The 24,544-nt window shown below is 66.0% G+C and carries 23 protein-coding genes and 1 tRNA gene; 19 read left to right on the top strand and 5 right to left on the bottom strand.

What is annotated here, in order from left to right; genetic code table 11:
• Positions 1-21 precede the first annotated feature (21 nt).
• Positions 22-94: transfer RNA gene (locus AB0323_RS15785), tRNA-Ala, on the top strand.
• A 678-nt stretch (positions 95-772) separates the two neighbouring features.
• On the opposite strand, the gene AB0323_RS15780 is transcribed toward AB0323_RS15785, so the two are convergent.
• On the bottom strand, positions 773-2,713 hold the full coding sequence (locus AB0323_RS15780; protein ID WP_366178161.1) for an acetyl-CoA C-acyltransferase: 1,941 nt from the start codon (positions 2,711-2,713) through the stop codon (positions 773-775).
• A gap of 167 nt (positions 2,714-2,880) precedes the next feature.
• Here AB0323_RS15780 and AB0323_RS15775 point away from each other — a divergent pair, with 167 nt between their 5' ends.
• On the top strand, positions 2,881-4,560 hold the full coding sequence (locus tag AB0323_RS15775; protein ID WP_366178160.1) for an AMP-binding protein: 1,680 nt from the start codon (positions 2,881-2,883) through the stop codon (positions 4,558-4,560).
• 94 nt (positions 4,561-4,654) lie between these two features.
• Here the strand turns inward: AB0323_RS15775 and AB0323_RS15770 are convergent, their stop codons facing one another.
• Entirely contained in the window at positions 4,655-5,644 is a 990-nt protein-coding gene (locus AB0323_RS15770; protein ID WP_366178159.1) for an NADPH:quinone oxidoreductase family protein, read from the bottom strand.
• Between the two features lie 50 nt (positions 5,645-5,694).
• Positions 5,695-6,270: a helix-turn-helix domain-containing protein gene (locus AB0323_RS15765; protein ID WP_366178158.1), complete on the bottom strand. Its 576-nt coding sequence runs from the start codon at positions 6,268-6,270 to the stop codon at positions 5,695-5,697.
• Positions 6,271-6,387: 117 nt separating this feature from the next.
• On the opposite strand from AB0323_RS15765, the gene AB0323_RS15760 reads away from it, so the two are divergent.
• From AB0323_RS15760 to AB0323_RS15745, 4 genes are all read left to right on the top strand, one after another.
• Positions 6,388-7,392, top strand: a complete 1,005-nt coding sequence (locus tag AB0323_RS15760) for a zinc-binding dehydrogenase (protein WP_366178157.1) — start codon at positions 6,388-6,390, stop codon at positions 7,390-7,392.
• A gap of 48 nt (positions 7,393-7,440) precedes the next feature.
• On the top strand, positions 7,441-8,226 hold the full coding sequence (locus tag AB0323_RS15755) for an enoyl-CoA hydratase/isomerase family protein (RefSeq protein WP_366178156.1): 786 nt from the start codon (positions 7,441-7,443) through the stop codon (positions 8,224-8,226).
• 103 nt (positions 8,227-8,329) lie between these two features.
• Positions 8,330-8,731 carry an AMP-binding protein gene (locus tag AB0323_RS15750; protein ID WP_366178155.1) on the top strand — a complete coding sequence of 134 codons (402 nt, stop codon included), beginning with the start codon at positions 8,330-8,332 and terminating at the stop codon, positions 8,729-8,731.
• 122 nt (positions 8,732-8,853) lie between these two features.
• Positions 8,854-9,984 (top strand): AMP-binding protein, encoded by a 1,131-nt coding sequence (locus tag AB0323_RS15745; RefSeq protein ID WP_366178154.1) that lies wholly within the window; start codon positions 8,854-8,856, stop codon positions 9,982-9,984.
• Positions 9,985-10,101: 117 nt separating this feature from the next.
• On the opposite strand, the gene AB0323_RS15740 is transcribed toward AB0323_RS15745, so the two are convergent.
• A complete protein-coding gene (locus tag AB0323_RS15740) occupies positions 10,102-10,878 on the bottom strand; it encodes an FCD domain-containing protein (protein ID WP_366178153.1) in 777 nt (258 codons plus the stop codon).
• 211 nt (positions 10,879-11,089) lie between these two features.
• Here AB0323_RS15740 and AB0323_RS15735 point away from each other — a divergent pair, with 211 nt between their 5' ends.
• From AB0323_RS15735 to AB0323_RS15675, 13 genes are all read left to right on the top strand, one after another.
• Complete coding sequence (locus AB0323_RS15735; protein ID WP_366178152.1) at positions 11,090-12,256, top strand: acyl-CoA dehydrogenase family protein; 1,167 nt, start codon at positions 11,090-11,092, stop codon at positions 12,254-12,256.
• Complete coding sequence (locus AB0323_RS15730; protein WP_366178151.1) at positions 12,256-13,005, top strand: SDR family NAD(P)-dependent oxidoreductase; 750 nt, start codon at positions 12,256-12,258, stop codon at positions 13,003-13,005. The genes AB0323_RS15735 and AB0323_RS15730 overlap by 1 nt, the downstream gene beginning before the upstream one ends.
• Positions 13,005-14,189 (top strand): thiolase family protein, encoded by a 1,185-nt coding sequence (locus AB0323_RS15725; protein WP_366178150.1) that lies wholly within the window; start codon positions 13,005-13,007, stop codon positions 14,187-14,189. The genes AB0323_RS15730 and AB0323_RS15725 overlap by 1 nt, the downstream gene beginning before the upstream one ends.
• A 2-nt stretch (positions 14,190-14,191) precedes the next feature.
• Positions 14,192-15,430, top strand: coding sequence for an acetyl-CoA hydrolase/transferase C-terminal domain-containing protein (locus AB0323_RS15720; protein ID WP_366178149.1), 1,239 nt, complete (start codon positions 14,192-14,194; stop codon positions 15,428-15,430).
• Positions 15,427-16,374: a hydroxymethylglutaryl-CoA lyase gene (locus AB0323_RS15715; protein WP_366178148.1), complete on the top strand. Its 948-nt coding sequence runs from the start codon at positions 15,427-15,429 to the stop codon at positions 16,372-16,374. Before AB0323_RS15720 ends, AB0323_RS15715 begins: the two co-directional genes overlap by 4 nt.
• 31 nt (positions 16,375-16,405) lie before the next feature.
• Complete coding sequence (locus AB0323_RS15710; protein WP_366178147.1) at positions 16,406-17,164, top strand: SDR family NAD(P)-dependent oxidoreductase; 759 nt, start codon at positions 16,406-16,408, stop codon at positions 17,162-17,164.
• A gap of 18 nt (positions 17,165-17,182) precedes the next feature.
• The gene (gene menB, locus AB0323_RS15705) at positions 17,183-18,019 is read left to right on the top strand and encodes a 1,4-dihydroxy-2-naphthoyl-CoA synthase (RefSeq protein ID WP_366178146.1); all 837 of its coding nucleotides are present in this window, start codon (positions 17,183-17,185) and stop codon (positions 18,017-18,019) included.
• A 76-nt stretch (positions 18,020-18,095) separates the two neighbouring features.
• Positions 18,096-18,884, top strand: coding sequence for an enoyl-CoA hydratase-related protein (locus AB0323_RS15700; protein WP_366178145.1), 789 nt, complete (start codon positions 18,096-18,098; stop codon positions 18,882-18,884).
• 131 nt (positions 18,885-19,015) lie between these two features.
• Entirely contained in the window at positions 19,016-20,164 is a 1,149-nt protein-coding gene (locus AB0323_RS15695; RefSeq protein ID WP_366178144.1) for a CaiB/BaiF CoA-transferase family protein, read from the top strand.
• 61 nt (positions 20,165-20,225) lie between these two features.
• Complete coding sequence (locus AB0323_RS15690; RefSeq protein WP_366178143.1) at positions 20,226-21,038, top strand: enoyl-CoA hydratase-related protein; 813 nt, start codon at positions 20,226-20,228, stop codon at positions 21,036-21,038.
• A gap of 35 nt (positions 21,039-21,073) precedes the next feature.
• On the top strand, positions 21,074-21,886 hold the full coding sequence (locus AB0323_RS15685) for an enoyl-CoA hydratase-related protein (protein ID WP_366178142.1): 813 nt from the start codon (positions 21,074-21,076) through the stop codon (positions 21,884-21,886).
• A 9-nt stretch (positions 21,887-21,895) separates the two neighbouring features.
• Positions 21,896-22,933: a phosphotransferase family protein gene (locus AB0323_RS15680; protein WP_366178141.1), complete on the top strand. Its 1,038-nt coding sequence runs from the start codon at positions 21,896-21,898 to the stop codon at positions 22,931-22,933.
• A gap of 25 nt (positions 22,934-22,958) precedes the next feature.
• Positions 22,959-23,993, top strand: a complete 1,035-nt coding sequence (locus tag AB0323_RS15675) for a hypothetical protein (protein ID WP_366178140.1) — start codon at positions 22,959-22,961, stop codon at positions 23,991-23,993.
• Here the strand turns inward: AB0323_RS15675 and AB0323_RS15670 are convergent.
• Positions 23,969-24,538, bottom strand: a complete 570-nt coding sequence (locus AB0323_RS15670) for a hypothetical protein (RefSeq protein WP_366178139.1) — start codon at positions 24,536-24,538, stop codon at positions 23,969-23,971. The two genes, AB0323_RS15675 and AB0323_RS15670, sit on opposite strands and share 25 nt — an antisense overlap.
• Positions 24,539-24,544 lie beyond the last annotated feature (6 nt).

The raw sequence follows: 24,544 nt of genomic DNA, 5'->3' as shown, positions 1-24,544 counted from the left end.
CTGGCAACCCACGGTTGACCAGGGGCTATAGCTCAGTTGGTAGAGCGCTTCGTTCGCATCGAAGAGGTCAGGAGTTCGAATCTCCTTAGCTCCACAGAGAAGGCCCTCCGACCTGCGGAAACGTGGGGGTGGAGGGCTTTTCTCATGCCTCATGTGGGGCCAGCCACACGGAAACCACACGCTTTCGAACGTTGGGTTGGGCTGGGCGGACTGCCGTCTTGACGCAGGAGTCGACGCCTCGACGTCTGTTGGCGTTCATCTGGACATGCGTTCCGGACCGGATGGCGGCTCTTTGCAAAACTTTTGGAGGGTGTCCGTGAGATCTGGTGATTCGTTGGCCTTGGCGATGTAGTGCTTCTCTGTAATTGCCGTACCAGAGTGGCCCAGTTGGGCTGCGGCTTGCTTGGAGTGAGGGTGTAGCCTAACGCCGCCTTGAAGTTGAGGTAGGCGGTGGTTGCTGTGAGGATGTCTGCCTGCGAGCTGCTCAATGCCTCGGTACGTGTGAGGGGCGCGGCGAAGCTGCAGTGTGGCCACCAATCGGGCCAGCTCATGTCGACGTCGGCGATGATCGCCCAGACTTCCCGCGCGTCGAGGTCCTCCACTTTCACCTCCCGCGCCATGCAACCTATCCCTGTTGCCGGTCGCACGGTTGAATTCGAGCAACCCCACGCCGGCCACCCTGCGCCCGAGCTACTCTCGCTTTCCAACTAAGAACGTCTCCACAAAACCCGGGGCTTGACCAATGTCTCCCCAAGCACTTAACGCAGCACCACTATGCATGGCGACGGAAGAGGGCGGCGAGGGCCTGGCCTCCACCGATGCACATGGTGACGATGCCCAATTCCAGGTCCCGCCGGACCAGGTCCTTGGCCACACGCAGGGACAGGATCGCGCCGGTGGCGCCCACGGGATGGCCCAGGGCGATCGCTCCACCGTAGGGGTTGGTCTTGCGGGGGTCGAGCTTCGCATCGCGGATGACGGCGACCGCCTGGGAGGCAAAGGCCTCGTTGAGTTCGATCACGTCGATGTCCGCCGGGCCCGTGCCGGTCTGCGCGAACAGCTTCTGCAGGGCCAGCACCGGGGCGTAGCCCATGAGCTCGGGTTCCATGGCAGCTGTCGCCACGGCCTCGAGTGTGACCAAACCGGTAAGGCCGCGCTCCGCTGCCACGGATTCGCGGGCGAGCACCACCGCGGCGCCACCGTCGTTGATTCCCGAGGAATTGCCGGCGGTCACCGAACCGCCCTCTGCAAAAGCCGGACGGAGCCGGCCCAGGGCCTCCAGAGTGGTGGCGGGCTTGGGGTGCTCGTCGGTGTCGACCGTGAAGGGCTTGCGCCCGCCGACCTCGACCGGCACGATCTCCTCGGCAAAGGCGGCCAGGGCCGCTGCGCTGGCCGCCCGGCGTTGGGACTCCAGGGCAAATTCGTCCTGCTCGCTGCGTGAGACCCCGTACTTCGTGGCGACCTTTTCCGCGGTGACGCCCATTTGGATGCCGTGGAACGGGTCGGTGAGGATGGCGACGGTCCCGTCGATCAGGGCCCGGTCCCCGAGCTTGTACCCGCTGCGTGCACCGAAGTCGTAGAAGGGCATACGGGTCATGGATTCGTTACCACCTGCCAGGGCAAAATCGACTCCTCCCCAGCGCATCTGCATGGCCGCGGACCAGATGGCCTGCAGGCCGCTGCCGCACAGCCGGTTGACCGTATAAGCGGGGACATGGTGGGGCAGTCCGGCGGCGACGGCAACGCGGCGCGCGTTGTAGGCGTCCGCACCGACCTGCCCGATGCAGCCCATGACTACCTCGTCGATCTCCGAGGCCGCAACGCCGGCGTTGGCTAGCGCGCCACGGCTGGCAATTGCGCCCAGCGCGTAGCCCGGGACATCCTTGAAGACCCCGCCGAAGCTGCCGATCGGGGTGCGGGCACCCTCCAGCAGTACGATTTTTTCCTGGCTGTGATTGCTCATAGTTTGCCTATCTTGTCGAGGTTCGGGTCGTAGCTGTGTGTGGCCGACGACGGGGTGTCCGACAGGCCCGTTGCGGCGCAGTCCGGGGCCGGCACGGCGGACGGAGCATCGAGCACGCCGCTGCGCCGGTGGCGCCCCGCCCACGGTGGTTGCTGTCCGGCGGCGGGAGATGAACCAGGCCACGGCCCAAGGGAGGGCGGCGCAGGCCGCGATCAGCGTCCATACGTTGAGGCTGGCGCGCCATCCCGCAGCCTCGGCGACCGGCACCGCGACGATCGGCGGGAGCGCGGTGCCCAGGGAGATCACGCAGACGTAGGCCGAGGCAACGGCGGCAGCGCGCTGGCCAAACAGCATTTTGATGTAGGGCGGGAGCAGAATTCCGCCAATACCTGCAGCCAACAAGATGACAAGGGTCGCGGTCAAAAAGCCACCGAAATCCGGGGCGAGGGCACGCATGAGATGGGCCGCAGACATCATCACGGCGGAGAGCAGGAGGGCCGTTTCCAGGCCGACCCGCCGGGAGAAGGCCGCGCTGAACAGTCCTGCGGCCGCGAAGGCCACGGCTGGTGCCATGCCCAGCAACCCCAGGCGTGCGCCTTCCAAGCCGATGTCCCGGTCTATGAAGTCGGCGATCGGCGACACCGACGCCATGGCCGTGCGCAGGCTGAGGGTGAGCAACAGGACCGCTGCCAATGAAATCAGGAGGGCAGGAGTCCACGGGGCCCGGGGCCTCGGCTCGGAGCGGCTCATCCGTGTCCCCTCTCCGAGTTCGATATAGGCCTCCGTGACTAGCATAGCGGTCTTATTAGCAAACTGTTAGACCAAAAATCGACTACTGAAAACTATATGCCAGACAGTGCGGGAGGGCATAGGGTTGTGGCACTATCATTTAATTATCAGACCATAAGGGAGCTAGCATGTCCGCAACGACGCTGACGGTCCATGATCGTTTCTCGCCGCAACAAGTGGAGCAGTACTACGCGGACGGCGAATGGATGCGCGAAAGCTTTTACGAGCAACTGACTGAGCAGGCACGCGTGCGCCCCGGGAAGACCTATGTGTTTGACAGCACCACGTCGCTGACCTATTCGGAGTTCCGAGAGAAGACCCTGCGCCTTGCCGTCGGGCTGAAGCGCCTCGGCGTCGGCAAGGGTGACCGCGTGGTGGCCCAGTTGCCGAACTGGACCGAGTTCCCGGTGATTGCGGCGGCGACTTCGCGCATCGGTGCCGTCGTGGTGCCCGTCATGCCGATATACCGGGCAGGGGACGTGGGTTACGTTTTGGAGAACTCCGGAGCTGTCCTGGCGATCACGGCCCATGAATTCCGTGGGTTCGGCTATGTGGACATGTTCCAGTCGCTACGTGACAGGACCCCGTCCCTGCGCCACATCATTGCGGTGCGCCCCGACGAGTCCCTGGACCGTAAGGCCGCGACACCGTTCGGCGAAATCTTGGCCGAGGGCGGTATTGCGGAGCTTGAAGCCGAGGCCGGGCCCGACAGCTCACCGGACGATCCGTTCGAGATCGTCTACACCTCGGGCACGACCTCGCGGCCCAAAGGCTGCTACCACACCCTGAATACCGTGCGTTCCAGTGCGGTGAAGATGGTCCGTGATTTGGGGTACACCGAGGACGACGTCCAGTTCGGCCCCTCGCCGATCACTCACAGCACGGGTCTGGTGACCAGTGTCTTGATCCCTGTGTTGACAGGCGCCTCATCCCACTTCATGGAGGTCTGGGACCCGCAGGATGCGGTGCGCAGGATCCAGCAGCACAAGATCACGGCGGCAGTAACAGCCACGCCGTTCCTGCAGATGCTCATGGGCGCCTTCGACCCCGCGAAGGACGATGCGGGCTCCCTGCGCCTGTGGGTCTGCGCCGGGGCCCCGATCCCCGGCTCCATTGTCCGCAGGGCCGGCGAGGTGCTGCCCGGGTGCAGGACGCTGAGCCTCTACGGGCGCTCGGAAAACCTGGCGACAACCCTGTGCACCCTGGAAGACGGTCCCGAGCGGGCCGTCCACTCCGATGGCCGCGCCACCGGACTCTCGGAAGTCAAGATCGTCGATGCGCTAGGCCAGGAGGTTCCCCGGGGGGAGGAAGGCGACATCGCATACCGTGGTCCAAGCCACATGCTCGGCTACTGGGCCAACGAAGCCGAAACGGAGGCGCTGTTCACTCCCGAAGGGTTCTCGCTGTCCGGCGACCTGGGCCGTATGGACGAGGCTGGCTACGTGCGTGTGACCGGCCGGGTCAAGGACATCATTATCCGTGGGGGCATGAACATCAGTGCCCGCGAAATCGAGGACCAATTGCTTGAGCACCCCGCCGTGGACGGGGTGGCAGTCGTGGCGATGCCGGACGACCGGCTCGGGGAGAAGGCATGCGCCTATATCGTTCCAGCTCAACCGGGCGAGCCGCCCCTCCTGGATGAACTGACAACGTTCCTGCGTTCACGTGGCATGCCCGTCCAGAAGTTTCCCGAGCGGCTGGAAATCGTGGACCAGTTGCCCACTACGGCGACCGGCAAGCTTCAGAAGCACCTGCTGCGCGCCGACGTAGCGGGCAAGCTGACCCAGTTGGGTGCCTCGGCGTTGTGATGCTGTGTTGAAGGCCTCCGGTAATCCGCCGGAGGCCTTCAACACCCTCGGCAACACCACCGAGCGTTTCACTGCCCGGTGCGCCCCGCGGCAGCTATGCGGGCTTGACGTCGACGACGACCTTGCCCAGCGCCGTCCGATTCTCCAGGGAGGCAAGGGCCTCGGAGGCCTGTTCCAGGGCGTATCGCTGTTCGACGGCCGGATGCAGTTTTCCGGCATTCAGCAGGGCCTGGACCCCCTGGCGCACCCGCAGGAGCGTGCCGGGATGTTCCCGCTCCATCACATCCATCGCTATGCCGGTGAGCGTGAGGTTGCGCAGCAGCAGACGGTTGACCTTGATCTCCGGGATGCTGCCGCCGGCAAAGCCGACGATGATGCCTCGCCCGCCAATGGCCAGCGATCGGACCGTGTCCAGGAAGCGGTCGCCTCCCACCATGTCAATGAAGGCCTCCACGCCGCGTCCCTGCGTGATTGCCTTGACGCCGTCGAGCCAGTCCTCGTCACTGCGCAGCACATGGTCCGCCCCGCAGGCGGCCGCCAGTGCTGCCTTCTCCGCGGAGGAAACGATGGCGATCGTCTTGACGCCGAACGCCGGAGCCAAATCCAGGATGGCGGTGCCGACGCCGCCCGCGGCACCCTGGACCAGGACCGTGTCCCCGGCCCGGAGCCGGGCGCTTTCCAGCGCGTACCAGCCCGTTGAATAGTTCATGTAGATTCCGGCGCCCTCGGCGAAGCTGATGTGGTTCGGCAGTTTGACGAGGTAGTCGTCCAGCGCGAGGGCCCGGTCCGCCATGGCACCCTGCCAGACGATCCCTGCCACCCGGTCACCGGGCTGCACCAGTGCGTCCCCGGGCGCTTCGAGCACGACGCCGGACAACTCGCTGCCGGCGATGTAAGGAGCGGCGACGCCGGATTGGTAGGCTCCACGGGTCTGTAACGGGTCGATGAAGGAGAGCCCGACGGCGTGCACGTCTACCAGCACGCGCCGGCCGCCCGCCCGCGGGTGGGCCCCCTCCGGCTCGGGAACGTCCCTGATGCGTGCTGCTCCGGGACCGTTGAGTTCTTCGATGACGACTGCTCGCATGCGGATCTCCTTCGTAAGTGGGGTTCGGGGCGCCGCCGGCAACCGCGGCGCTAGGCGGGCGGAACGGGGGCGCGCCCGGCGTCCAGCGAGGCGTGACCGTGGGCCAGCAGGGCCAACAGCTGTCCGGTCACATCCCCGGAGCGCTGGAGCCGGCCGGGCCAGTAGGGGATGGAGAAGATGGTTCCCAGGGTCGTTTGTGTGGCGACCGCCGCGGTCGCCTCGTCGAGGTGAGGGGACCGGCGCAGGAAGAGCTCATCCCAACGCTCGCAGTACAGCTGCCGTCGGCGGTGAAACGGCCGTTTCCACGGGTCAACGAGTGAACGGACTTCCCGCTGGTAGAGGTTAACCAGGGAACTCTTCCGAAGCGCGAAGTCGATATGATGCCGGATGGCCCGGTCAAGGTCCAGCGCTGCATCCTCGTGAACCGGGACGGTCGCGCTCATCAGCTCATCCATGGCCTCATTGAGGAGGCAGGCCAGGATCTCGTCCTTCCCCGAAAAGGATCGATACAGGGCGGGGCCGCTGAGCCCGGCACGCCGGCCCAGTTCGTCGACGCTTACGCCATGAAACCCTTTTTCGTAGAAGGCATCCGCAGCCGCCTGCAAGATGGTTTGTTCTCTTCCCACGAGGCTGAGCGTAGCACGCTGATAACGATCGTTACCCAAGTGAGCCACGTATATTCGCCACACCCTCGCTCCGAGGCGCCTCGTGGGCTAACCTGCTAATGGTAGGACCAATAGTGGATGGCATCGATCGAGGGAGCACGCGTGCAGGCAGTGGTGATGAGGCAGTATGGCGGCCCGGACGTCCTGGGTCTCGAGGAATACCCCGAACCTGAGGTCCCTGGGGGGTGGGTGGCTGTTGACCTGCACGCCAGCGGGCTGAACTGGCACGATACCCTGGTGCGCCGCGGCAACTACAAGTCCCCATTGCCGCACGTTCCCGGAGCGGAGGGGGCGGGTGTCCGCCGCGACACCGGGGAAAAGGTCATCATCCTGCCCACGATGTTCTGGGGCGGCCGCGACGCCGCGCCCGAACCGGGATGGGAGATCGTGGGGGACCACTGCCAGGGAACCTATGCCGAGCGCATAGCCGTCCCTGCCGAATGCGTGATGCCCTGGCCCGCTGGATTGGGACTGGCCGAGGCTGCGGTTTTTTCCCTCGTGGGCGTGACCGTCTACCGCGGTCTTTTCAGCCGCGGGCGGCTTGCGGCCGGGGAATCACTGCTGGTGCTCGGGGCCGGCGGCGGCGTTGCAACCACGGCCGTGTCCCTCGCTTCCGCGGCCGGTGTCCGCGTTGTCGTCACGTCCGGCTCCCCGGAGAAGATCTACGCCTCACGCGGCCTGGGCGCCGTGGCGGGTGTGGACCACACAGCCCCGGACTGGGTGGAGCACGCTCGATCGCTGACCCCGGAGGGCCGCGGGTTCGACCTCGTCCTGGATTCCGTGGGGCGGTGGGAGGAGTCCGTTAGCTGCCTCAGACCCGGTGGCCGCTGCGTCGTCCTTGGTGCCTCGGCCGCGGAGCAGGCCGAGTTGCCGATCCGGCCCTTTTACTTCGGGCAGTACGAGCTCATTGGCACCACCCTCGGAAGCCCGGCCGACATGTCTGGGTTGCTGTCCTTTATTCAGCAGCACCGGGTCGCGCCCGCGGTCATCGACGCTAGCTACGGCCTCGGGGACGCCGCAGCCGCGCACGAACGTCTCGAAGCCGGAACGGGATTCGGGCGGATTGTCCTGCTGCACCGCTAGGGCTGCGCGCCTGGCCACACTTCACACAACACACACAAGGAGATCGGAATGACCGGTGACAAGGTGAACTACGACGTCGATGATCGCGGGGTGGCCAGCATCGTGCTGGACGACCCCGCAACCCGCAACGCGCTGAGCGATGCGCTGGTCGACGAGCTGCTCGGCGCCCTGGAGCGGGCCCGGGACGACGAAGCAGTCCGGGTGGTGGTCCTGCGTTCCGGTGACCCCAAGGTGTTCTCCAGTGGCGGCAACCTCAAGGCGTTTGCTGACGACGGGCCCCTGCTGGCCAAGTACGCGGGGCTTGACCGATTTCCCCGGCTCTACCGCCTGCTGGGCGGGCTGGGTAAGCCCATCGTGTGCGCCGCCGAGGGGGACGTGCTTGCCGGCGCCTTTGGAATTGCGCTCGCCTGCGATCTGATTATCGCCACCGACGGCGCCCGGTTCGGTTGCCCCGAGATCAATGTGGGGGTCTTCCCCTTCATGATTTCCGCGCTGATCTACCGCAGCGTGCCCCGCTCCAAGGCCAATGAACTGATGATGATGGGCGAACTGATCAGTGCCCAGGAGGCGAAGCGCCTGGATATCGTGAACTCCGTGGTGCCCGCCGCAGACTTCGAGGCGGAACTGCAGCGGGTGACCGACCGGCTGGCCTCGCGCTCGCCGCTGCTCATGCGCCTGGGCAAGGACGCGCTCGATGCGACGCGCGATATGCCCCTGGAGGACGCACTGCGCTACCTGCGGAGCCAATTGGCCCTTGCCTTCGCCGCGGAGGACATAAAAGAGGGCGTGGCGGCCTTTTCCGAGAAGCGCAAACCGGTCTGGGCCGGTAAATGACGCCTAAATGGTCAGACCCATTGTTTATTTAGTCCAAAAATTGTAACGTCTAGCTAAGAGCTGCGGAGCACGTGCCGCAGTCCGCCGACTCAAAGGAGAGGTCATGGCGTTTGCCACCGTTCTGGATCGCTACACCCAAGAGGAGGTCGACAGGTTCCACTGCGAGGGCCTGTGGACAGACCTGACCATGTTCGGTGAGTTGGAGAAGCAGGCCGCGCTGCGGGGGGACAAGGTTTTCATCACCGACTCGGCCACCGGCTACACGTTCAGCCAGGTGCGCCACGAGGCGTTGCGTCTCGCCGCAGGCCTGCACCGCCGGGGCCTCCGGGCAGGAGACTCCGTGGCCGTCCAGATCCCCAGCTGGGCCGAGTTCGCCCCAATCGCGATGGCAATCTCCAGGCTGGGCGCGATCATCGTGCCCATTCAGCCCATCTACCGCACCCACGAGGTGGGACACATCCTGGAAACTGCGGGGGTCAGGGCGGTTTTCACCGTGGAGGAGTAACGCGGCTTCGACCACGTCGACATGTTCCTTGCGTTCCAGCATGAGCGCGAGGCACTGGATACCGTCATCACCGTGCGTGGGGGGGCGGCCACCAGGGCGCCCTCACCTACCAGGACGTGCTGGTGGACGCGGACGCCGATCCCGGGGAACTGGAACGGGAAATCGGTCCTGAGGGTGGCCCGGATGACGCCTTCGCCATCGTCTTCAGTTCAGGAACCACGTCGAAAGCGAAGGGCTGTCTGCACACCTTCAACACCTTGGCCTGCAGTGCGCGCCTACAGGGCGAGGCTTACCGCTACACCGCCGAGGACGTGCAGTTTGGACCCAGCCCGGTGACCCACACGACTGGTCTCGTCACCGGCATCATCCTTCCGCTGATCTGCGGCGCGGGGACACACATCATGGAGCGGTGGGATCCCGAAGAGGGGCTGCGGCACATTGAGAAATTTCGGTGCACGGCAACCGTGAACGCATCCACCTTTCTGCAGACGGTGCTCTCTGTCTATGACCCGGCCAGGCATGATGCCAGCAGCATGCGTGTCTGGACCCTGGCCGGGGCGCCAATCCCCGCCTCGCTTGTGGAGCAGGCGCGGACAGCCATGCCGGCGATGAAAATCATCAGCCTCTACGGCCGGACGGAAAACGTCACGACGACGATGTGTGACATCGACGATCCGCCGAGTCGTGCCGTCACGACCGATGGCCGGGCATTGCGCGGGCAGCAAGTGCGGATCATCGATGCCGACGGCCGGGAGCTTCCCCGCGGCGAGGAGGGGGACATTGCCTACAACGGTTCGATGCACCTGCTCGAGTACATCGGCCTGCCCGAGGAGGACCGTGCCGTGTTTACGGACGACGGGTTCTCCCGCTCCGGCGACCTGGGGCGCATGGACGCCGACGGCTATGTCCGGGTGACCGGCCGGTTGAAGGACATCGTTATCCGAGGCGGCCTGAACATCAGTGTCCGTCAAATCGAGGACCTCCTCATTGCGCACCCAGCCGTGGCAGGAGTGGCCGTTGTGGCCATGCCGGACCCGACGATGGGGGAGCGCGCCTGCTGCTTCCTGGTCCCCGAGCACGGCTGCGCCCCACTGACCCTGGAGGACATAAGCCGGTACCTGCTCGACCAAGGGCTTGCCATCCAGAAGGTGCCGGAGCGGCTGGTCGTCGTTCCTGAGCTTCCGACGACTCCGACCGGCAAGATCCAGAAGAACGTGCTGCGCGAGCAGATTGCGCAGGAGGTTCTGGCATGACCGGTGCGGGGTCCTAGCCCGGTCCCCGCCGACTCCTGAGAATAATGCTGCGACGAATAATGCTGCGACGGCCTTGGCCCCCGGAATGAGGGGCGGAGGCCGTCGCTGCCTGTGTTATCAGTGTTCGGCCAGTTGGATTTCGGTGCGTTCCTCAACCTGGATGACAGCTTCGGCATAGGAGTGGACGTGACGGGTCATGCGCCGGACGGCGGCCTCGCCGTCGTGCTCACGGATGGCCTTGGTGACGGAGCGATGAGCGCGGGCAGTCGTTTCGCGCACTGCGGCATCGACGAACCCCTGATTGTCGGTGGCCTCGTAGATGGCACGGGAGAGTGCCATCATCATCCCGGAGAGCAGTTCGTTGTGGCTGGCTATCGCGACCGCGACGTGCCAGTCCACGTTGGTCTGGAGGAAGCTGGCGAGACTGGCGCCGTCGTCGACGACGATTTCGTCGTTGAGCCGGTCGAGCACCTCCAGGTCGGTCTCGGTGCGGTGCTTGGCTGCCAGCCGGGCGCAGGCTGGCTCAATGGCTTCGCGGGTTTCGAGCAGGTCAGCCAGGCGCACGCGGCGGCCGCGGATCAGCAGCCCTACGGAGCTCGCCACGGATTCCTTGCCAGGGCGGCACACAAAGGCGCCGCCGGAACGGCCCGTCCTGATGCTGACGAGCCCCTGGACCTCAAGGATGCGCAGGGCCTCTCGGACCGTGGTCCGGCTCATGGAAGTCTGGGCCACGAGTTCCCGTTCCGCCGGCAGGGACGTGCCTTCCGGGAAATCGCCGCGCAGGATGCGTTCCCGCAGGTCGTCAGCGAGGACGTCTGACGCTTTGGGCACATGCAGCCGGGAGAGCGAAGACTTCGCGCCAGGCCGTGCCGCGGCTTCTACAGTAATACTCATTGCTGTCCTCTGTTGATTCGTGGGGGCAAGTAACTTGGTCATCAGTAATTCATATTCTTCCACGAAGGGTCATCCTCCGCTAATGGTCTGATCGATCGAAAGAAATGCCAGCGGCGTGGGCGGTGAGCTCGTGCTATTCGGTCTGACCTTTGATAGGGTTAGGCCAAGTTGACGTAGCTAGGCGGTTACGTTTCGAGCAGAGAGGCCGAACATGGACTTTGCACTGACCGAGGACCAGCAGACGATCAAGGAAGCCGTCGCCGAGCTGGCCTCGAAGTTCGACAATCAGTACTGGATGGATAAAGACAGCAACCACGAGTTCCCCACGGAGTTCTACCAGGCCTTCGCCGAAGGCGGCTGGCTGGGCATCACGACCCCGGAGGAATACGGCGGCCACGGCTTCGGCATCACCGAGGCTTCCCTCCTGCTCGAAGAGGTTGCCGCCTCCGGCGGCGGCATGAACGCAGCAAGTTCGATGCACCTGTCGATCTTCGGAATGCACCCGGTCATCGTGCACGGCTCCGAGGAAATGAAGCGTGAAACGCTGCCGCGCATCGTCAGCGGCGATCTGCACGTGTGCTTCGGGGTGACCGAGCCCGGCGCCGGCCTGGACACCACCCGCATCACCACCTTCGCCAAGCGCGACGGCGACGACTACATCGTCAACGGGCGAAAGGTCTGGATCTCCAAGGCCATGGAGTCGGAGAAGATTCTCCTCTTGACCCGTACCTCGAAGTTCGAGGATTCCGACAAGAAGACCGACGGGCTGACCCTTTTCCTGACGGACCTGGACCGCGACCATGTGGACATCAGGCCGATCAAGAAGATGGGCCGGAACGCGGTGACCTCCAACGAACTGTTTATCGACAACCTCCGCGTGCCGGCGGCACACCGGATCGGCGAGGAAGGCAAGGGGTTCAAGTACATTCTCGACGGGCTGAACCCGGAGCGGATGCTGGTCGCGGCCGAGGCCCTCGGCATCGGCCGCGCAGCCCTCCGCGCCGGTGTCCAGTACGGGAACGAGCGCGAGGTGTTCGGCCGGCCCATTGGCATGAACCAGGGCATCCAGTTCCCGCTCGCCGATTCGCTGGCCCGGCTCGACGCCGCTGAACTGATGCTGCGTAAGGCCACCTGGCTGTACGACAACGGCCTGCCGTGCGCCCGCGAGGCCAACACCGCCAAGTACCTGTGCGCCGATGCAGGCTTCGAAGCCGCAGACCGAGCGCTGCAGACCCATGGCGGCATGGGCTACGCCGAGGAATACCATGTGGCCCGGTACTTCCGCGAGGCCCGCCTCACCAAGATTGCGCCCATCAGCCAGGAAATGATCCTGAACTTCCTCGGCTCACACGTCCTCGGCCTCCCAAGGAGCTACTAATGTTCACCCTCAACGGAAAGTCCGCGCTCGTTACGGGTGCGGGCAACGGGATCGGGGCCAGCGTGGCCCGCGCCTTTGGCCGCGCCGGAGCCGCAGTCGTCGTCACAGACATCGACGAAGTCGCGGCCAAGGCAGTGGCCGACCAGATCGTCGGGGACGGTGGTGTTGCGGAGGCCGCGGCCCTCGACGTGCGCGACGCCGGGCAGGCAGCCGCAGCCGCAGCACTGGCTGCCGGGCTCAACGGAGGCGTGCTCAACATTGTCGTCAATAACGCCGGTGCCATAGCGCCTGCGATGTTCCCGAAGATGACCGCCGAGAAATTCCGTTTTGTCCTTGACGTCCACGTCGGCGGAACCTTCACCGTCAGCCAGGCTGCCCTGCCCCACATGCCGGAAGACGGCACAGGTCGCATCATCAACGTGACGTCGGCCGCGGGCCTCACCGGGACCATCGGGCAGGTCAATTACGGCGCCGCGAAGGCAGGCGTCATCGGCCTGACGAAGTCACTCGCCCGCGAACTAGCCAAGAAACAGATCACTGTCAACGCGCTGGCCCCGCTCGCGGCCACCAGCATGACCGAAACGGTCCGCACCAACGAGAAACTGGCCGAAAAGCAGCTGGCGCGGATCGCGCTCGGTCGCTGGGCCGACGCCGAGGAGATCGCGCCCGTGTTTGTCTTCTTCGCCTCAGATGCCGCCTCATACATCACCGGGCAGGTCCTGCCCGTTGACGGCGGGACGGTGATCTGATGTCCAGCCCCTTCACTACCCACGGCCGCGAAGCCCTGATCGTCGAGGCATTGCGCACTCCAATGGGCAAGTCCCATGCCGAACGCGGCTGGTACCGCGACACCCATCCCAACGAGATGCTCGGCACCGTGTACACGGCGTTGCTGGAGCGGACCGGGGTGGCACCGGAAACGGTCGAGGACCTGGTCATCGGGTGCACCGCGCCCTTCGGCGAACAATCCCGGAACATCGGGCGCAACGCCTGGCTCCAGGCCGGCTACCCGGCGGAGGTCCCGGCAACCGTCCTGGACCGCCGCTGCGGCTCAGCGCAGACGGCAGTGGAAATGGCCGCTGCCCTCATTGCCTCCGGCACCCACGACATTGCCATTGCCGGCGGCGTGGAGCATATGGGCCACGTCCCGATGAACTCCCCCGCCAAAATCTCCGAGCTCTACGGGGAACCGTGGCCCGCGGAGCTCCGGGCGCGCTACGACTTCGTGCCGCAGGGGGAGAGCGCGGAGCTGATCGCCGATAAGTGGGGCATCACCCGCGGGCAGATGGATGAATTCGCGACCCGCTCCCACCGGCTGGCAACCGAGGCACTGGAAGCAGGGCGGTTTGACCGCGAGATGATCCCGTACCTCCTGGACGGCGAAACGCGCCGCTCCGACCAGACCATCCGCCCGGGCACGTCCATGGAGACCCTGGCCGGGCTGAAGACGGTCTTCCGGCCGGAGAACGGCCGGATTACCGCCGGCACGTCGTCGCCGATCAGCGACGGTGCTGCGGGAGTCCTGCTCGCTTCCCGGGCCGCGGCCGATCGGTACGGACTCACGCCGCGGGCCCGGGTCCTGGACCAGACAACGGTGGGAGTGGACCCCATCCTCATGCTGACCGGACCGATCCCGGCAACCAGGAAACTTCTGGAGCGCACCGGCCTGACGATCAACGATATCGACCTGTTCGAAATCAACGAGGCGTTCAGCTCGGTGGTGCTCGCCTGGGAACAGGAGCTCAAGCCGGACATGGAACGTGTCAACGTCAACGGCGGGGCCATTGCCATGGGACACCCCGTCGGCGCCACGGGGGCCCGGCTCTTCGGGACCCTGCTCGCCGAGATGGAACGCCGCGACGTGGAACTGGGACTCGTGACCATGTGTTGTGGCGGCGGGCTCGGGACGGCCACACTCGTGCAGCGGATCTAGCCATGATCGATTTCTCGAAGCACCTGCGCGACGGCGACGGGATCTGGTGGGGCCAGGGCCCTGCCGAACCTGAATCACTGGTTAACGCGTTGCTGGACCAGGCGGGCGGGATCGGCGAGCTGCTGGCGTTCTCCGGTTTGTCGCTGAATCCGCGGCTCGGCACGGACGTGCCCGAGTCCCTGCGCATCCAGTCTTACGGCGGCCTGGGGGAACTGCGCCGGCTGAGCCAGAGCGGCCGGCTCGAGGTGATCCCCAGCCACTATTCCGCGTTGCCGCGGCTGTTCGCCGAGGGCCGGCTGCCGCACGACGTCGGACTGCTCCAAGTCTCCGCACCCAACGCGGCCGGGGAGGTTTCGCTGGGCATTGGGGTTGAATACGCGGCCGACGCCGTCCGGCACACCCGCACCCTCATCGCCGAAGTCAACCCGCGAATGCCGGTGACGGCAGGGGCTCCCATGCTGGCGTTGTCACGCTTCGCCGCCGTCGTGGAGGTGGACCGGCCCCTGCGAGAGGTTTCCACCCGCGAACCCGACGCCGTCGACTGCGCCATAGCGGCCCTCGTGGCCGGGTTCGTCGAGGACGGGGACACCATCCAGATCGGTGTCGGATCGCTGCCCCATGCAGTCCTCACGGCGCTCCGGGGCCACCGGAACCTGGGGTTGCACAGCGGCCTGATCACCGACGGCGTCCTCGACTTGATCGAGCGCGGCGTGATCAACGGCTCGCGCAAGGAGATCGACGCAGGCCTGGCCGTCACCGGGGCGGCCATGGGGACCCGTCGCCTGTACGAAGAGTTGGCCACGCTGCCGATCGAGTTCCGGCCGGCCAGTTACACGCACCACCCGGCGACACTTTCCAGGCTCCGCTCACTCGTCTCCATCAACTCCGCGCTCGAAGTGGACCTGTTCGGGCAGATCGGCTCGGAACATACCGGCACGGTCCACCTGGGCGCGATCGGCGGCCAGGCGGATTTCAGCGGCGCCGCCGCGCTGACGGGGGCGCGGTCGATCATCGCGCTGCGCTCCGAGGCCCGTGGGGAGTCGACGATCCGGGCAAACCTGCGCGGCGGGCTGGTCAGCACTTCGCGCGCAGATGTGGATGTCGTCGTCACCGAGCACGGCGCCGCGGTGCTCACCGGCTGCACGATGGCACAGCGCGCGCGCAGGCTGGTAGGGATAGCGGCACCACAACATCGTGACGGGCTCGCCAGGGCCCTCGGACAACAGGAGGTGGCAGTATGAGCCAGGACAACAGGACCGCGGGGGAGCACCGCGTCGTCAAGGTCAGGGAGGTCGGCCCCCGGGACGGCTTCCAGAACGAACCGGAGACCATCGCCACGCGGGACAAGATCGAGCTGATCAATGCCCTCGGCGACGCCGGCTTCAAACGCATCGAGGTGGCCAGCTTCGTCCGCCCGGATGTGGTTCCCCAGCTTTCGGACGGGGTGCAGGTGCTGCGCGGCATTGACCTGCCCGCCGACGTGGAGCGCATGGTCCTGATCCCCAACAGCCGGGGGCTGGAGAACGCACTGCAGGTGCGGGGGCTGTTCGAGGCCATGACCCTCTTCGTCAGCGCGTCTCAATCCCACAACAAGGCCAACATCAACCGGACGGTTGAGGAAACTATGGAAGACGTCAAGGGCATGGGCCGGCGTGTCGTTGCAGAGGGCGTGAAGTTCTGCGCCGTCATTGCCACGTCGTTCGGGTGCCCCTATGAAGGCAAGGTCCCCATGGACGGGGTGCTTGACCTCGCGGAGCAGTTTGCCGAGGCCGGCGCGACCGAGATCGGCTTCGGCGACACCACGGGCATGGCAAACCCCGCCTACGTCTCGCGGTTCTTCCGGGCGGCGGCCGAACGGCTCCCCGGCGTCGAGCTCACCGCGCACTTCCACAACACGCGCGGGCAGGGACTGGCCAACGCCTACGCAGCACTGGAGGCCGGCTGCGATAGTTTCGAGTCCAGCTTCGGCGAACTGGGCGGATGCCCGGTGCCCGCCGGGTCCACCGGAAACATCTCGACCGAGGACCTGGTCAGCATGTTCCACGAAATGGGCATCGACACCGGCCTGGACCTGGAACGGGTCATCGAGGCCGCCCGCAAGGCCCAACAGGTCCTCGGGCGTAAACTGACCAGCCATTCGATCGTTGCCGGTCCGGTCCGCTGGGCGTCGGCCGTCGCGAATTGAAACACCACACGAATCGAAAAGGAGTCAGAACATGAGCAATCGAGTAGCACTGGTGACCGGCGGTGCCCAGGGCATCGGCAAGGGCATCGTCACATCCCTGGGGCAGGCCGGCTTTCGAGTGGCCATCGCGGACCTGAACCTCGAGGTCGCCGAGAAGACGGCCCAGGAAATACGCAACAACGGCGGAACGGCCATCGCGGTCCAGATCGACGTGACGAAGACGGCTGCCGTGAAGGCAGCGATCGCCTCCGTCGAGGCCCAGCTGGGGCCGATCGAGGTCGTAGTCAACAACGCCGGGTGGGACGACTTCATGCCGTTCGTCGAGACCACCGAGGACTTCTGGGAGAAAATCCTGGACCTGAACTTCAAGGGCGCGCTGCGGGTCATCCATGCGGTCGTACCGGGCATGATCGAGCGTGGCCACGGCCGCATCATCAATATCGGCTCTGATGCCGGTCGGGTAGGCTCCTCGCTCGAGGCCGTGTATTCCGGTGCCAAGGGCGGCATCATCGCCTTCACCAAGACGCTGGCCCGTGAAGTCGCCACGAAGGGAATCACCGCGAACGTGGTATGCCCCGGCCCGACCGACACCCCCGCGCTGCGCAAATTCGCCGACGGCGCGGGCGATGACGCGGACAAGGTGATTGCCGGCATGACCCGCGCAGTACCGATGAAGCGCCTCGGCACGCCGGAGGACATCGGTCCGGCCGTCGTCTTCTTCGCTTCCGATGCCGCGGGCTTCGTGACCGGCCAGACGCTGTCCGTCAGCGGCGGCCTGACGATGTCCTAGGAGGGGCTGGAGAAAAGAATGAGCGACGCACCAGTAACCGAGTGGCACGCCACCGGGCAGTATGAAGACATCCGCTACGAAACCACGGCCGACGGGATCGCCAAGATCACCATTTGCCGCCCCGAGGTGCACAATGCCTTCCGGCCGCAGACGCTGATCGAGATCTCCGAGGCCCTGGTGGAGGCCCGCGAGGACGAAGCGGTCGGGGTTATCATCCTCACCGGCGAAGGCGATGAGGCATTCTGCTCGGGCGGGGACCAGCGCGTCCGCGGAGAGAGCGGGTACAAGACCGATGCCGGCGCCACCGGGCGCTTCCACGTCACCGACCTGCACGTCCAGATGCGCAGAATGCCCAAACCCATCGTCGCCATGGTGGCCGGATGGGCCATCGGCGGTGGCCACGTCCTTCAGCTGGTCTGTGACCTGGCAGTCGCTGCGGACAACGCCCGCTTTGGCCAGGTCGGGCCCCGCGTGGGTTCATTCGATGGTGGGTTCGGGGCTTCGCTGCTGACCGAGCTGGTCGGGGCGCGCAAGGCCAAGGAGATCTGGTTCCTCTGCCGCCAGTACGACGCGTCCCAGGCGCTGCAGATGGGGCTGGTGAACACCGTGGTGCCGCTGGCGGAACTGGAGGCGGAGACCGTGCGCTGGTGCCGGGAGATGCTGCAGCTCTCACCGTTCGCGTTGCGTTTGATGAAGGCCAGCTTCCACGCCGCGGAAGACGGGTTCGCCGGAATCCAGCAGTTGGCGCATGACGCCAACCTGCTATTCTACGGCACCGAAGAAGCCGCCGAGGGCCGCGAGGCGTTCAAGGCGAAGCGGGAGCCCGACTTTGCGCGGTTCCCGCGACGCGCGTAACGAATGCCACGGGCACTATCGCCCAACACAATTCGAGTATATGGTCTTACCAAATGAGGAAAGGTACGAGTAAACCATGACCGTGCAGAAGCAGAACGTGCAAGTGGTCTCCTGGGAGACGGTGGACGAGGGAACCATGCTCGTTACTATGGACCGGGGGCCGGCTAATGCACTGGGGCCAGTGATCCTCGATGGTCTCGAGGCTGCGTGCCAGGCCGCCGAAGAGGCCGGAAACATCAAGGTCATGATCATCCGCTCCGCAGTGGAGGGCTTCTTCGCGGCCGGCGCAGACATCAAGCACCTCTCCACCATTGACGCCGACTCCTTCACCGCCTACGGCGATGCCATGCGCCACGTCAATGACCGGCTGGAAAGCTCACCGTGGCTCTCCATCGCCGCAGTGGACGGACTGGCGCTCGGTGGTGGACTCGAACTGGCGATGGCCTGCACCTTCCGCGTCTCCGGACCGAACGCGCGGTACGGCCTGCCCGAGGTCAAGATCGGATTGATCCCCGGCGCCGGGGGCACCCAGCGGCTTCCGCGACTGGTTGGCCGGGGCCGGGCCGTGGACATCATCCTCACTGCGCGACAGGTCCCGGCCGAAGAAGCCCGCTCCATCGGCCTGGTGGACCGCCTGACCGACGGCAACGCACTGGACGCAGCCCTCGCCCTGGCGGCAGAACTCGCCGGGGCCTCGCTGCCGGCGCAACTGGCCGGCGCCCGCGCCGTCAACGCGGCGTTCGACCTGCCGTTCGGCGAGGGTGCACGCTTCGAGGTGGCGCAGGAACAGGGGCTGTTCCAGCATGGCGAGGCGGCCGAGGGTCTGAGTGCCTTCATCGAGAAGCGAAAGCCGACTTTCGCCTAGACAGGCGATATCCCGCAGGCTTCGGCGGCGGGAATCACGGGCCCCTCAGGGCTTGGACGTGGACGCGATATAGGACCGGGCGAAGGAGCAACACGGCATCATGGAACGATCGTTTACAGGCCCGCTGGCCGGTGGAGATCGGGTCCATGGGCCCGGGGCCCTTTTGTGCCATGCTGTTGGCCGATCTGGGGGCCGACGTGATCCGCATTGACCGGGCGCAAGGTGCATCGCTTCCCGGCCCGAACCTCGATTTCCGCCTTGAGATCCTCAACCGGGGACGCAGATCCGTTGCCGTGGACCTGCAGCACCCGGAGGGGCGTGAGGTAGTGCTCGGCCTGGTGGCGGGCGCGGATGCGCTGATCGAGGGATTCCGTCCGGGAGTCATGGAACGTCTCGGAATCGGCCCCGAGGCCTGCCTGGAACGGAATCCCCGTCTGATCTACGGAAGAATGACGGGGTTCGGCCAGGACGGGCCGCTATCCCAGACCGTGGGCCATGACATCAACTACGTCGCCCAGAGCGGCGTCCTGTCCCTGCTCGGTCGCCACGGCCAGCCCCCTACGCCGCCACTGAGCCTCGTGGGGGACTTCGGGGGCGGAGGGATGATCCTTGCCCTGGGCATTCTCGCTGCCCTGTGGGAAGTGCGAGTGTCGGGCGAGGGGCAGGTCATCGACGCCGCCATGGTGGACGGTGCGGCGACCCTGGGGGCAGCCTTCTTCGGCTTCGCGCAGACCGGGGACTGGAACGCGGAGCGCGGGACCAACCTCGTCGACAGCGGCGCGCCATTCTACGACGCATACGAGACCCTGGACGGCAAATGGGTGGCCGTGGGGAGCCTGGAGCCCCACTTCTACACAGACCTGCTCGAGGTGCTCAGCCTGAACCCGGCAGCACTGCCCGACCAGTACGACCAGACACGGTGGCCGGAGCTCAAGGGCGTCATCGCCGGTGCGATCCGGACACGCACGCGCGACGCCTGGATGGCCGCCGTCGAGGGCAAGAGCGCCTGCCTGTCCCCGGTGCTCACCATCGAGGAAGCCATCGTCGATCCCCATGCGGTGGCCCGCGACGCCTTCGTCGAAGTCGAGGGGATCACGCAACCGGCCCCCGCGCCACGGTTCAGCCGCACGCCAGCTGCCGTGGACGCGCCCCCGCCGCTTCCCGGTGAACACACCCGCGAGACACTGCTCGACTGGCGCCTTCCCGAGGGGCGGGTACGCCAGTGGACCGAGGCCGGGGCTATCCGCCAGGACGCGAGGGAACCGACCCATACGACATGACCATAGCAACGCGCACGGGTACGACAGCATCCACGGCATCGCCGCACGGCAAGGAGACACAATGATTTGCACCGAGACAAGCTACGAAACCTTCACTCTCGAGGAGGTCCGGACCGGGATCGTCCTCATGACGCTGAACCGGCCGGAGCGCTACAACGCCATGACCAACACCATGTTCCGTGAACTGGAGCAGGCGGCCCTGGAACTCAATGACGACGATGATCTGCGGGTGGTGGTCCTGACCGGCGCCGGCAAGGCGTTCTGCGCAGGCTTCGATCTCGCCGACGCCGATGGCCTCCCCGGCCTGGGCGCCTTGGGCATGCTGGACCAGCAGGAGCTCGCCGCCCGGGCCCTGCTGGCCCTGCGTTCCATGCGGGTTCCGCTCATCGCAGCCGTCAATGGAGCCGCTGCCGGGGGCGGCCTGTCCCTCTCGCTCGCCGCCGACTTCCGGGTCGCCTCAACGCAGGCCAAGTTCAACGCAGCCTTCGTGAAAATCGGGCTCTCCGCCGGTGACTTGGGCACCTCCTGGTTGCTGACCCGGCTCATCGGCCCCGCGGCAACGAGCGAGATCTGCTTCACCGGCCGCATGGTCGGCGCGCAGGAAGCGGCAGCCCTGAGGCTGGTCAACAGTGTCAGCGCACCCGAGGACCTGCTCGAGGACGCGCTCCGTGCCGCGGAAGCCATCGTCGCGAACTCACCCGGCGGCGTCCAGCTTTCCAAGCGCGCGCTGCAAGCGAACATGGAAGTCTCCTCCTACGCCGCCGCCCTGGAGCTCGAGAACCGCGGGCAGGCCCTGTTGTCCCGCACCAGTGACATGTCCGAGGCGCTGGCGGCTCTAAAGGAAAAGCGCTCCCCGATCTTCACCGGCGCGTGAGCCGTCGCCGCACACCACAGAACTGAAGGAACACCATGAACCTTGACATTCCAGATATGGAAACCCTGACCCTGGAGGCATTGCCCGGGGACATCGCCGTCCTGCGGATGAACCGTCCCGAGCGGATGAATTCACAAACCGTGAAGATGTTCACCGAATACAACACGGCGGCCATGGCCCTGCGCGACAGCGGCGCCCGGGCCCTGATTCTCACCTCCACGGGGGAGCGGGCGTTCTGCGCCGGCTTCGACTTGGATGAGATCGACGTCATCACCACCATGGGTGTGCGTCAGTTCCTGAAGTTCCAGGAGACGGCCACCGGCGGAATCCAGGCGCTGCGGCACCTGCCGTTCCCTGTGATTGCCGCAATCCATGGTGCGGCCACGGGGGGCGGCCTCGCGCTGGCGCTGGCCGCCGACATCCGGCTCGCGGCCCCGACCGCCAAGTTCAGTGCCGCGTTCGTCAAGGTGGGCCTGTCGATCGGTGAGCTGGGAACCTCCTACAACCTGACCCGGATCATCGGGCCGGCGAAGGCCGCGGAGATCGGATACACCGGCCGCCTGGTCGATGCCGAGGAAGCCGCTGCCATCGGGCTGGTCAACCGGGTAGTGCCCTCCGAGGGCCTCCTCGACGAGGCCCTCGCCATGGCCACGTTGATCGCCTCGAACTCACCCGGCGGTGTGCGCATGTCCAAGCGCGCCATCCAGCGCAACCAGGAAATCACCTCCTACGCCGCTGCCCTGGAACTGGAGAACCGCGGCCAGGCGCTGATGTCCCGAACAGAAGACATGCCCGAAGCCCTCGCGGCCTTCAAGGAAAAGCGTGAACCCGTGTTCACGGGGCGGTGACGGAGGATCATGGCCTGGGACTGGACACCTGACACGCTGGACGCCTTGGGGCGATTTCTGGAGTCGCGCGGAATCATGGGGCGCAACGTGAAGGCCAGGCGCATTGGCGACGGGCATTCGAACCTCACCTATCTGGTGACCGACGGGGAACGGCAGGCGGTGGTCCGCCGGCCCCCGCCCCCTCCCATCCCGCCAGGTGCAAACGACATGCTGCGAGAAGCGCGCATCATCGGAGCACTGCACGGTACCGGGGTCCCGGTGCCGCCGGTGCTTGCCACAGCCCAGGCGGGCGAGGTCCTGGACGTCGCGTTCTACGTGATGGGTTTCGCGACCGGCCACGTGGTGACCACCTCGACCCCGGCACCACTCGATACGCCGCCGGGGCGCCGGCAAATAGCTGAATCACTCATCGACACGCTTGCGGTGCTGCACTCGGTCGACGTGGAGGCAGTCGGGCTGGCAGACATCGGACGTGCGGAGGGGTTCAACGAACGCCACCTGCGCCGGATGGGCAGGCTCATCGCCGACGCCGACGGGAACCCGCCAGCGCAGTTCGCGGGGATCGAGGCCTGGTTGAAGGCCAATGTTCCCGCCGAATCCGGCGCCTCACTCATCCACAACGACTTCCGCATCGGCAACGTCGTCGTGGCATCGGATGCACCGGGCCGCATCGAGGCCGTGCTGGACTGGGAGCTGGCCACACTGGGTGATCCGCTGTTCGACGTCGGATATTTCCTCTCCTCGATTCCCGAGGCCGGACAGCCGCGGACCCCCACCGAAGACCTGGGCGTTGCTATGCTCGAAGACGGCTACCCCACCCGGCACGAGCTCGCCTGCCGCTACGCGGAGAAGACCGGCAGGGAGCCGGCCCAGCTGGACTGGTACACGGCCATGGCGCTGTGGAAGCTGGCCGTCCTCTATGAATACAGCCGCCGCAGGGTGCTGGAAGGCATCGGCGACCCCTACTACGCGGACCCCGCGCTGGTCCACGCATTTCTCGAAGAGGCGTATCGGACCGCTGGCCTGAGCGTTCCGGAAACCATTTGATCCCCCTATGGCAGGAGACGGCACCGTGAAGCAAGAGACGGATATGCGGCAGGACTTCCACGACCATCTGGTGGCCCCGGACGTCACCGGAGTACCGGACCGATTCTTTGACAGGTTCATGTTCAACGCGCACGCGGCGGACGCGACGGCGCCTTCGATTGTGATGGGCCTGGGCATCTACCCGCCCAAGGACGTCGTGGACGGCTTTGTCGTTGTCGTTACCGGAACCGAACAGCGCAATCTGCGTTTCTCCACCGAACTCAGCGCCACCGACGGCAGCAGCGCCGGACCGATGTCCTGGCAGACGGTGGAGCCGAACAAGACCTGGGCCGTGCAACTTGGGCCGAACGAGTCCGGCGTCGAACTCGACCTCATCTGGCATGCGCGGACGCCGGCGTGGTCGGGCGAGGTGGGCGTGGCGACGGAGGGTGAGGCCACAGCGACCTTCGACCACCTCTTTCAGTCCGGGCGCTATGAAGGCACCGTCACGATCGACGGTGAGACGTTGGACGCCGCCGGGTGGTACGGGCAGCGGGACCGTTCACGCGGAGTCAGGACCATGAAGGGCGGACAGGGGCTGCACATCTGGTACCAGGCGCAGTTCCCGGACCGCTCGGTTGGATTCCTGCTGGTAGAGAACCGGCAGGGCGGACGACTGCTGCTGGATGGGGCCGTGATGCATGAGGACGGCACCCTTGACGACATCATCGACGTCAGCCATGACCTGGTCTTCGACGACCAACTCGACCTCAAGAGCGGAATGGTGCGTGTCCGGACGGCTTCCGGGCAGACCTATGACATTGCTGCGGATGCGTCCGCGGGCGGCGGCTACATGGCTGGCGGCGGCTACGGCGACCACCACGGACAGCAGCTGGGCAGGGACCATGTCGAGTACGACGTCTACCCGCTGGACGGTTCAGTGACCCCCAAGACGCTGGATTCGGCCCTGACGGACCGGCTTGCATCGTTTGACTGGGATGGCATCGCCGGGGTGGGAATTTTCGAGTTCGCGCATACGCGCAGCGCTTCCTACGTCTACAAACCGACCCTCCGGCGCTGACCCGAGCCAGCGTGTGTTCGACCCCGATCCCGAATAACAAGCTCAGAACACACCCTGCCGGCAAGAAGTTCCTTGAGGGAATGCCCGCGGGCCGCCCCCAACCCGTCCGGCAGGGCAGTCGACGTCGGAACCTCATCCACGAGTTTCAGCCATGAAGTCCCGTGAAGCAGAGTGGCGCCGGTTTCGTCCTGGACCTGACCCTCGGCGAATCCTCCCCAGCCGTCGCCATGGGGCGAGGTTGCCGCCGCGAAGACCGTGGACCCGTCCATGGGGAGCGGCCGGAAGAAGTCCAGTCCCAGTTCCGTGGTGACGCACCCCTTGCCCGCCGGCCGGTGCAGCCTTGCTGCGTTGGCCAACACGCAGTCCATAAGGACACCCACTGCTCCGGAAAGCGGCCGGCCCCACTCATCCGCCAGCCACTCCCCGGTCACCATGGAGCACATGGCCTGCTCGTCCTGCAAACGCAAGGACTGGAGCCGGAACAGCTCCTCCGGGTGGCCTCGTGGGGCAATCAGGACCGGTGTCCGGGCCGCCGGCCCTGTCATCTCGTC

This window comes from Arthrobacter sp. NPDC080031 (assembly GCF_040702485.1).
In the GTDB taxonomy this organism is placed as follows: domain Bacteria; phylum Actinomycetota; class Actinomycetes; order Actinomycetales; family Micrococcaceae; genus Arthrobacter.
This window is presented reverse-complemented; position numbering and strand designations above follow the sequence as displayed.